Here is a 7,943-nt window from a genome sequence, read left to right as displayed (position 1 = left end):
TCGCTGAGGTACGAGTTCGAAACCCAAGGATGACACGCATCCCCGTCGCGCAGCCCGTTTATACACCAACGGCAACGTACAAGGATGAGGCTCTCGTGGCGTGCCGGTGCGGCACCTCCAACGCCTCGCATTGGCCGCGGCACCCTCCAAGGTTCCTCATCCTGAGAGCCTGTGAATCTATCGATTTTTCGATATTTCGATGCGAGTCAAATCAATCACTTAGCTCTCGTAAAAACGACGAAAATCCTAAAGATTCACAGACTCTGAGGCGCGTAGCCCAAAGGGCGAAGCCTCGAAGGACGCGCTCCGGCGCTGCTTCTTGCGAAGCCTGGACAAAGAACCAGACGAACTTCAATATCGAGCCGCATCAGTTCATTCCGGGATCATGCCCCAACAGGAGAATGCCTTTGTTTGCCGTCGCAAAATATTCAGAACGCACCGGCCGAGGCGAACGGCGAGACACGACTCGAAATTGATCGAGGGCTAGCCTCGCTCCATCGCTCGGCTTGACGCGCCAAAACCGGCGCATGCTCAATGTCGAGAAGAAGATGATCATCGAATTGACGACTCATGATTTCAACGCGTTGCTGAAAGGTTTCGCGCCTGTAAATACGCGCCTGGTTTCCGATAGCGCCATCGCGCCTCCCGAGGTGCTGGAGATGCTGGCCAGGATTGCAGCCGAGATCGGCGCCGAATTCATGCCCTCGGCCTGGATGATTGTGGAGGAGAGCGAAATCGTCGGGCTGTGCTCCATCATTCGCGCACCTCAGAACGGCGAAATCCACATCGGCTATGGGGTCGCGCCCAGCCGCCAAGGACGTGGATCCGTCACGCGCGCCATAGGAGAATTGCTGGAATGGGCGCGGCAGGACCCGCGCGTAACTCTCGTTTCAGCCGATACAGCCGTGGAAAACATCGCCTCGCAGCGTGTCCTCGAACGCAACGGCTTTTTCCGCGCCGGCGAGCGCATCGATCCCGACGACGGTCCGGTGATTTGCTGGCAGGCGTCTGCCGTTTAGTATAACGCAAATCAGCAAAAGCGCGGGAGCGGTGCTCACGCGCATTCCGCCAGCTGCGGCCTGGCCTCGGCATGAAAACCGGTCTCCGCTCCCAGCGGCAGATCGGCGATTTCGCGCAGCGACATGCGTTGGACCTCGGGATGCCGCAGCGGGTCATCCTTCCAGGCCGGGTCGATCTGCGTCCCCGCGGCAGACTTCAAGAAAAACTTCAGCCACGACATGGCAAGCCTCGCATTCTCCAGCGGCGCGGAAAGGTGACCAACCGGCGGCTGGTGCCGAACAAGCTCTCCCGCTCATCGTGCCATCGCCGGTCGAGCGGGATCCTGTATGCTCGCAATGTCTGCCTGCGCCCGTGCTTTTTCAATTGAGATTACCGCGGCGACATTATAGAAAAACTATATGAAGAACCTGAATAGCGTCCATCTCAACGGCCTCAGGGCGCTGGAGGTCGTCGGTCGTCTCGGCTCATTGCAGGCGGCCGCCGACGAGCTCGGCGTCTCGGTCGGCGCCGTCAGCCAGCAGGTGATCAAGGCCGAAGCGCAGCTCGGCCAGGTAATCTTCGAGCGCACCGCCCGGGGAATGATCGCCACCGAAGCCGGCCGGCCGGTGCTCGCAGCGCTCGACGAGGGCTTCGCCCGTCTTTCGCAGGCGGTCTCGATCGCAAGCCGCAAGGACGATACGATCCTGACTATCTCGGTGGCGCCGGTTTTCGCCGCCCGCTGGCTCGTCCATCGGCTTCATCGCTTCGCCGAACGTTACCCCGACATCAAACTGCGGCTGGATGCAACGACCAATCTCGTAAACCCGGCTCTCGGCGACGTCGACATCGGCATCCGCGTCGGAGCCGGCAAATGGCCCGATGTGAAGGCCGAGCTGCTGCTGGAGCAGGAGGTCTTTCCCGTTTGTTCGCCTGAGATGGCGGCGAGATTGAAAGAGCCGGCCGATATCCTCGCTTTGCCGGCCATCATCGATGGCCCGGCCATGTTCAGCTGGGAAGTCTGGATGCGCGAGGCCGGATTGTCGGGCGCGACGCTTGCGACGCGCCACGTCTTCAACGACGCCTCGCTGTGCCTCGATGCGGCGATCGCCGGCCAGGGCGTCATGCTCGCCTGGCAGACGCTTGCCGCCTTTGCGCTGGCCGAAGGCCGGCTGGCGGCGCCGTTCGGCCTTCGCGCGAAGACCGGCTTCGGCCATTATTTCGTGACGGCCGGCATGCGCGAGCCGAAGAAGGTCAAGGATTTTAAGGCCTGGATCCGCGAGGAAATGGCCGGCACGCTGGCGCTTTTCCAGTAAGCGCTAAACCTCGATCGGTTCCTTGCTGCGGGCCGCCTGCATCGCCTTGTAAGCAGGGCGGGACTGGCAGCGTTCGATCCAGGCGTTGATGTTCGGATGCGCGTCGAAAAGATCCGTCTCGCTCAGGGCATAACGCAGCACCTCGGCGATGTTGAGATCGGCGACGGTGAAGCGGTCGCCGACGATCCACTGCCGGCCGGCAAGATGGCTTTCGAGCGCCGCAAATGGCCGGCGCAGCCCGTAGCAGGCGGCGGCGATCGTCTGCTTGCCGTCGTCGCTGTTCTCAAGCCCGTTGTCATAGGTGAGGACGATCCGCACCGAGTGCGGCTCGACCTGCGAGGCCGCCCATATCGTCCACATCATCAGCAATCCGTCTTCCTCGACGGTTTTGCCGGAAAGCGGCCCGCCATGCTTGCGCGCGAGGTAGAGATTGATCGCCAGCGACTCGTGCATGACGAGGTCGCCATCTCGAATGCTGGGGATCTGCGCCATCGGGTTGAGGGCTGTAAAATCCGGCGAATGCGTGTTGAGCGGCGCCTCTTCGGCGAGCGGGTCGGCAAGCCGCCTGGCCTGCAGCACGGGCACCGAGCGGAATTCGAGCCCGAGTTCCTCCGCCATCCAGTAGACGCGCGAAGCGCGCGATCGATAGACCCCATAGATTGTCAGCATGACGATATCCCCTCGCTGTGTGGCAGAAACCGTAAACGCCGGATCACCCTCGGAAAAGTCCTCGCCGCTGATGGGACGATGAAAGCTTTTGATGCGGCCGGGGCATTCCCGACCGGATAGAGCACAATTGGGAACAATGAGAGAGCCGGCGGGTTGGACCCTGAGATTGGCGCCGCCGCGGCGCCGAAAAGCAATGAGCCGCGTGCGCAGCGCGGGCCATGCAAAGGAGGAACTCATGACGGGCAAGAAGACGCATGAACAACAGCTTCGTGTCATCGAGAAACGTGAGAAAACCGCAAATGCCGGCAAGGATTTCGACGCCAAGGCAGATCTGCAACGCAATGAACAGGCGAAGGAAGCCTATGGCAAAGGCAATGATCTGAAGGCCGACTCGGACCCGCGCAACGACGATCGGGCCATGGTGCGCGGCCGCAACCAGGAGAGCGAGCACAAAAAGGGAAGCGGTCGTCCCTGACGATGAAGGAGCCCTGAACATCAAGGAGCCCCCGATCAGAAAGGAGCCCCCTTAGAAGGAGAACGTCGTGACTTTGACATTGATCAGCAAGGCTTTTGCCCAGGATCAGCCGATCCCGAAGAAATATGCGCGCGCCGGCGAGAATCTCTTTCCGCCGCTTACCTGGAGCGGCGCGCCCGAGGAGACCAGGAGCTTTGCTCTGATGGTTGAGGATCCGGATGCTCCGCATGGCACGTTCCGCCATTGCGGCATTGCCAATATCCCAGCGCAGTGGTGCGCACTTGCCGAAAGCGTCGATACGGCGCCGGAGCAGGCGCCGCGCTTCTACAAGAACGATTTCGGCAACGCCCGTTACGATGGCCCGCAGCCGCCGGCCGGCGATCGCCCGCATCACTACATCTTCCGCCTCGCGGCCCTCGACGTGCCGAAGCTTTCTACGCCGGATGCCGCCGGTATCAGCGCGATGTGGGCGGAGGCAAAGAAACACGCATTGGCGGAAGCGACCGTCACCGGCACCTACCAGACGCACTGAGCAAAGGCGGAGCCGCGTGTCAGGATACGCGGTTTCGCTCGACGGTCAGCTGCGCATAAGGCGCGCGGCCGCCCGCCATTTCGGCGGAGACTTGTCTGTCCCACTCAAAGCCAAGCACCGCCCCTTGGCTAACCTCCTGGAAGATGTTGTCGGTGATGACGGCCGTGCCTGCCCCCTCGGCGACCGAGACCGCGCATCCTACAGGCGCCTTGCGCACCACATTGCCGCTGACGACGACATTTCTGAGATAAGGCCCCCATCCGATCTGCAGGCCCCAGCGCGGCGCGCCCTCGATCACATTGCCGGACACCAGCGTATCGGCTTCCGCCGCAATGCCGATGCCGAAGCCGACCTCGTGGGTGTAGGGGCCTTTCAGCGTCAGGTTGCGCACGACATTGCCGGTGACGCTCGCGAGCCGCCCGCCCTCGTCGAAATTGGCGATCGAGATGCCGTTCGCCGCCCCGTCGATCATATTGGCGGAGACGACCGCCCCTTCGAAGGCGAATTCGACGTAGATCGCCGTCTCGCCGGAGCGCCGGCACTGGTTGCTGCTGATCTGGATGTTCGAGGCCGAATTGGCGCGGATGGCGGTAAAGGCGCAGTCGGAAATCTGGTTGTTCACCACCATCACCCCGTCGGCGCGAAAGACGTTGATGCCGTTGCCGTTCTGGCCGGTGCCGCTGTCATTGGCGCGGATGTTGAAAATCCGGTTGCCGGAGACGACCGTGCCGTCCTCCGCCTTCTTCCAGCGATGCACGAGAATGCCGCCATTGCCGCAATCCGAAACCGTATTTGCCACGATCGAAAGATTGGCGGAATCGACCGCGTAAAGCCCGGATTGGGCGGCGCCCGAAATGCGGCTGCGTTCGATCCGCCCGCCGCAGCGCTCCAGCTGCAGGCCATGTTTGCGGCTGCCGCCAATCTCGCAATTGTCGATCAGCACCTCGTCGACGCCGGTAAATTGCAGCAGCCCGCCGACATAATCGCCGAGCCAGCGGTTGCCGCCGTCGATGACGAGATTGGAAAGTTCGATGCGCCTGATGTTTTCGGCCGCAAACAGATGGCCGTCGCCGGTGTAGACGATCCGCGAGGCGCCGGGCACGCCTGATATGCGCGTATTGTCGGGCAGAGTGAGATTGGAGATCCTATAGGTGCCGGGCGGCAGAAAGACCGGCACGTTCTCGGCCGCCGCCTGCTTTATCATCTGCTCGAGGTTGCGGGTCATGCGGTCGCCGCTTTCGGGAACGGCGCGATATTCCACCGCGTCGATCGCACCGCGCAGATCGGGTTGGCTGGCAGCCGTCAGCGGCGAGGCAAGCGCGCGCGACGTCCCGCCCGCAAGTGCGGAGGCGGCGAGAAAGAGCAGCATGTCGCGGCGAAGGGGCATTCCGGGCTCTCCTGTCATGACACGCCCGTAGCAGAAAACGTGCCAGCCCGCCTGTCTTGTTTTGACACAGGCCCTTAACATCAAACCGAAATTCTTGCTGCGGCAGGGGCCGATGGCAGGATCTCGCCGCTTATATTGGTGTGTTGTTCACTCTTTCATTTAAGCAACCCGAAGGGAATAAGGACTACTTTTAAGGGAAAATAAATGGGTGTTACGGGATGGGCCTTCAGCCGCTCGGGGAGAATGGCGTCATGCAGGAAGCGGGTGCCAGGCGATGGGAGTCTGTCGATTCCCTGACGGCCGAAACACGGCGCTTCGTTGCCGCGACCGAGGCGATGATGGCGTCGACCGCCCATCACGTGTCGGACGGTGTCGAGAACCTGCGCCTGAAGGCGATTATCCACGAACTTCCGGACTTCCTCTACGTCAAGGATCGTGACAGCCGCTTTGTCTTCGCCAACGCCGTCACGGCGGCCAGCCTCGGCCTCAACGCCGAAGAGATTGCCGGCAAGCGTGATTTCGACCTGTTCGATTTCGAGGCGGCGCGCCGCCATTTCGATATCGAGCAGCAGATCATGGCGACCGGCGAAGCCCGCATCGACATGGAGGAGACGGTCGTCCTTCCCGGCACCGCCAAGCCGGTATGCCGGCTGACCTCGAAAATCCCGCTGCGCAACGATCGCGGCGAGGTCGTCGGCCTGATCGGCGTTTCCCGCGATATCACCGAACGCAAGCTGCAGGAGGATCTTCATCGCGGCCAGGCGAAACTGCTCGAGATGATTGCCCGCAATGAACCGCTGCCGATGATCCTCGAGGCGCTGGTGCTGATGATCGAAGCCCAGCTGACGGGTATCGACGGCTCGGTTCTCCTGCTCGACGGCGAGGGCACCCGGCTCTATCACGGTGCGGCTCCCAATCTTCCCGGCGGCTACAGCCGGCTCATTGACGGCGTCACGATCGGCCCGAAGGTCGGCTCCTGCGGTACCGCCGCCTGGCGCGGCCAGCCCGTCATCGTCGAGGACGTGATGAGCGATCCGCTGTGGGAGGATTTCCGCGGGCTCGTTGCGCCTTTCGGCTTTCGCTCCTGCTGGTCGACGCCGATCGCTACCTCTGAGAACAATGTGCTCGGCACCTTCGCCCTCTATTCCAGGGAGGTACGCCGTCCGACCGAGCATGAAATGAGGCTGGTGGCGCTCGCCACCCACATCGCCGGCATTGCCATCGAACGCAAGCGCGTCGACGATCGCATCCATTTCATGGCGCATCATGACGATCTCACCGGCCTGCCGAACCGCGCCTTTCTGAAGGAAAGGCTGGCCGGCATCCTTGACCAGGCCCGGCGCAATAACCGCAAGGTCACGGTCGCCTATATCGATCTCGATAATTTCAAGGACGTCAATGACGGCCGCGGCCATGCCGCCGGCGACGAGGTGTTGAAGGAGATCGCCACCCGCATGGCCAACAGCATCCGTCCCTCGGATATGGTGGTGCGGCTCGGCGGAGACGAATTCCTCGTGGTGCTCGTCCACCAGTCGAGCCACGATGCCGGCATCACCCGCCGCCTTCGCGATCTGCAGAAGGCGATTACTCGGCCGATGCAAGGCGAGAGCGGTGAGATCATCATCACCTCGAGCATCGGCGTCGCCGCCTTTCCCGTCGATGGCGTCACCTCGGAAGAGCTTCTCGCCAATGCCGATCGCGCCATGTATCGCGCCAAGCAATTCGGCCGCAACACGCTGCAGCATCATGATGGCGACAGCAGCGGGGTCGGCATGCCGCGCGGCGAGCAGGAGGAGCTCCATCAGGCGATAACAGCCGATCAGCTGTTCCTGGAATATCAGCCGCAGGTCGATGTCGCCACCGGCCGCATCACCGGCATCGAGGCGCTGGTCCGTTGGAACCATCCGGCCAAGGGCAGGGTGCCGCCGGCGAGTTTCATCCCGATTGCCGAAGAGACCGGCCTCATCGTTCCCCTCGGCCTCTGGGTGCTGAACGAGGCCTGCCGCCAGGCGCGCAACTGGCAGGATATGGGCCTGACGCCGGTGACGATCGCCGTCAATGTTTCGGCGAAGCAGTTCGCCGATCCCGATTTTGCGAGCCACGTCGCCGAGGCGCTGGAGCGCAACCGCCTGCAATCCCGCTGGCTGGAGCTCGAGGTCACCGAAAGCGTGGTGATGCAGGATGCCGAGCGTGCGCTCGCCATGATGGAGCAGTTGAGGGCGCTCGGCGTGCGCCTGTCGATCGACGATTTCGGCTCCGGCTATTCCAGCCTTGCGGCCCTAAAGACCTTTCCCTTCGACAGGCTGAAGATGGACCGTTCGCTGGTCGAGGCCCTGCCGGGTGACAAGACGGCCGTCGCCATCGCCTCGGCCGTCATCTCGCTGGCGCAGACGCTGAAGCTGTCAGTTCTCGCCGAAGGCGTCGAGACCGATGCCCAGATGGACTTCCTGCGGCAGGCACGTTGCGAGGAGGCGCAGGGCTACCGCTTCTCGAAACCCGTCCCGCCGGAGGAGGTTTCCCGATTGCTGCAGGGGCAGCTGCCCTGAACTTTTCCTCGGCTTGCTGATC

The 7,943-nt window shown here is 62.5% G+C and carries 8 protein-coding genes; 5 read left to right on the top strand and 3 right to left on the bottom strand.

Features of this window, described 5'->3' with window-relative positions:
• Nucleotides 1-527 precede the first annotated feature (527 nt).
• On the top strand, nucleotides 528-1,019 hold the full coding sequence (locus tag GGD53_RS30990; RefSeq protein ID WP_184460519.1) for a GNAT family N-acetyltransferase: 492 nt from the start codon (nucleotides 528-530) through the stop codon (nucleotides 1,017-1,019).
• A gap of 35 nt (nucleotides 1,020-1,054) precedes the next feature.
• Here GGD53_RS30990 and GGD53_RS30985 read toward each other — a convergent pair whose 3' ends face one another.
• Nucleotides 1,055-1,240, bottom strand: a complete 186-nt coding sequence (locus GGD53_RS30985; protein ID WP_184460518.1) for a hypothetical protein — start codon at nucleotides 1,238-1,240, stop codon at nucleotides 1,055-1,057.
• A 178-nt stretch (nucleotides 1,241-1,418) separates the two neighbouring features.
• Between GGD53_RS30985 and GGD53_RS30980 the strand changes: the two genes are divergently transcribed.
• Complete coding sequence (locus tag GGD53_RS30980) at nucleotides 1,419-2,312, top strand: LysR substrate-binding domain-containing protein (RefSeq protein WP_184460517.1); 894 nt, start codon at nucleotides 1,419-1,421, stop codon at nucleotides 2,310-2,312.
• Nucleotides 2,313-2,315: 3 nt separating this feature from the next.
• Here GGD53_RS30980 and GGD53_RS30975 read toward each other — a convergent pair whose 3' ends face one another.
• On the bottom strand, nucleotides 2,316-2,981 hold the full coding sequence (locus GGD53_RS30975) for a glutathione S-transferase family protein (RefSeq protein WP_184460516.1): 666 nt from the start codon (nucleotides 2,979-2,981) through the stop codon (nucleotides 2,316-2,318).
• 235 nt (nucleotides 2,982-3,216) lie between these two features.
• Between GGD53_RS30975 and GGD53_RS30970 the strand changes: the two genes are divergently transcribed.
• Nucleotides 3,217-3,456 carry a hypothetical protein gene (locus GGD53_RS30970; protein ID WP_184460515.1) on the top strand — a complete coding sequence of 80 codons (240 nt, stop codon included), beginning with the start codon at nucleotides 3,217-3,219 and terminating at the stop codon, nucleotides 3,454-3,456.
• Nucleotides 3,457-3,523: 67 nt separating this feature from the next.
• Nucleotides 3,524-3,988 carry a YbhB/YbcL family Raf kinase inhibitor-like protein gene (locus GGD53_RS30965; RefSeq protein WP_184460514.1) on the top strand — a complete coding sequence of 155 codons (465 nt, stop codon included), beginning with the start codon at nucleotides 3,524-3,526 and terminating at the stop codon, nucleotides 3,986-3,988.
• 19 nt (nucleotides 3,989-4,007) lie between these two features.
• On the opposite strand, the gene GGD53_RS30960 is transcribed toward GGD53_RS30965, so the two are convergent.
• The gene (locus GGD53_RS30960; protein WP_184460513.1) at nucleotides 4,008-5,375 is read right to left on the bottom strand and encodes a TIGR03808 family TAT-translocated repetitive protein; all 1,368 of its coding nucleotides are present in this window, start codon (nucleotides 5,373-5,375) and stop codon (nucleotides 4,008-4,010) included.
• 251 nt (nucleotides 5,376-5,626) lie between these two features.
• On the opposite strand from GGD53_RS30960, the gene GGD53_RS30955 reads away from it, so the two are divergent.
• The gene (locus GGD53_RS30955; RefSeq protein WP_184460523.1) at nucleotides 5,627-7,921 is read left to right on the top strand and encodes a sensor domain-containing protein; all 2,295 of its coding nucleotides are present in this window, start codon (nucleotides 5,627-5,629) and stop codon (nucleotides 7,919-7,921) included.
• Nucleotides 7,922-7,943 lie beyond the last annotated feature (22 nt).

This window comes from Rhizobium aethiopicum (assembly GCF_014197535.1).
Lineage (GTDB): Bacteria > Pseudomonadota > Alphaproteobacteria > Rhizobiales > Rhizobiaceae > Rhizobium > Rhizobium aethiopicum_A.
This window is presented reverse-complemented; position numbering and strand designations above follow the sequence as displayed.

Excerpts from the sequence above, each read along its gene's own strand:
- GGD53_RS30990 (WP_184460519.1), top strand. The coding sequence starts at position 528 with ATGCTCAATGTCGAGAAGAAGATGATCATCGAATTGACGACTCATGAT.
- GGD53_RS30985 (WP_184460518.1), bottom strand. The coding sequence starts at position 1,240 with ATGTCGTGGCTGAAGTTTTTCTTGAAGTCTGCCGCGGGGACGCAGATC.
- GGD53_RS30980 (WP_184460517.1), top strand. The coding sequence starts at position 1,419 with ATGAAGAACCTGAATAGCGTCCATCTCAACGGCCTCAGGGCGCTGGAG.
- GGD53_RS30975 (WP_184460516.1), bottom strand. The coding sequence starts at position 2,981 with ATGCTGACAATCTATGGGGTCTATCGATCGCGCGCTTCGCGCGTCTAC.
- GGD53_RS30970 (WP_184460515.1), top strand. The coding sequence starts at position 3,217 with ATGACGGGCAAGAAGACGCATGAACAACAGCTTCGTGTCATCGAGAAA.
- GGD53_RS30960 (WP_184460513.1), bottom strand. The coding sequence starts at position 5,375 with ATGCCCCTTCGCCGCGACATGCTGCTCTTTCTCGCCGCCTCCGCACTT.
- GGD53_RS30955 (WP_184460523.1), top strand. The coding sequence starts at position 5,627 with ATGCAGGAAGCGGGTGCCAGGCGATGGGAGTCTGTCGATTCCCTGACG.